Here is a 708-nt window from a genome sequence, read left to right on the forward strand (position 1 = left end):
GTCAACTACTCAAGATGAATGATGTAGTAACTGGTACATTAGGGCTAGGTATAAGCACCCTACAGCTGATACAAAGTGTTCGAAGCCTTGCTGAGAGTATGAACCAAAATGATGAGCATATTATACGTACTGATATGGCTAACTTTATAAATGCTGGGGCTACTACTGTGTCTTCTGCTAAGGCTATCGCTGATACGCTTAAAGATCAAGCTCGAGAAAAGCTAAAAGACATGGCTATTGAAAACCGTGCTAAGAAGAATTTGGCTAAGCAAGGTGGAAATCTTTTAGAACAAGGTGCTAAGCAAGGTCTAAAAAATGGTGCTGAAGTTGTAACAGAGAAGTTAGTGGCTAAAGGTGCTATTGCCGGTATAGAAAGAGTAATAGGTGGAGCTGCTGCTTTTTTAGCAATTCCATATTTAGGTGAAATTCTATTAGTAATAGACATTGCTACTACCTTATGGGCTGCTTGGGAAGAAGCCCATAAAGATAATATATATCAACAATGGGTAAAATTATCTAATCTATATTCATAGTCAATTCCCCTTCATGGTTACTGAGCGAAGTCGAAGTATGAAGGGAAATAAACAAATTGTCATCAACTATGTTGTAAATTATTTACGAAATTTGCATTTTCAGTCTTAAATCTCTAATTTTAGCATTAGCAATGACTATAATTTTTCTCATAACAGCTATAATAGCGACCATCTT

1 protein-coding gene is annotated in these 708 nt (G+C 36.2%); it reads left to right on the forward strand.

Going from position 1 to position 708, the window contains the following annotated elements:
• Window positions 1-533 (forward strand): hypothetical protein (locus F3D57_RS10195; protein ID WP_224728187.1); only part of this gene is annotated, 533 nt, incomplete at its 5' end.
• Between the last annotated feature and the right edge of the window lie 175 nt (window positions 534-708).

Source organism: Francisella sp. SYW-2, assembly GCF_008711475.1.
Classification (GTDB): Bacteria; Pseudomonadota; Gammaproteobacteria; order Francisellales; family Francisellaceae; genus Francisella; species Francisella salimarina.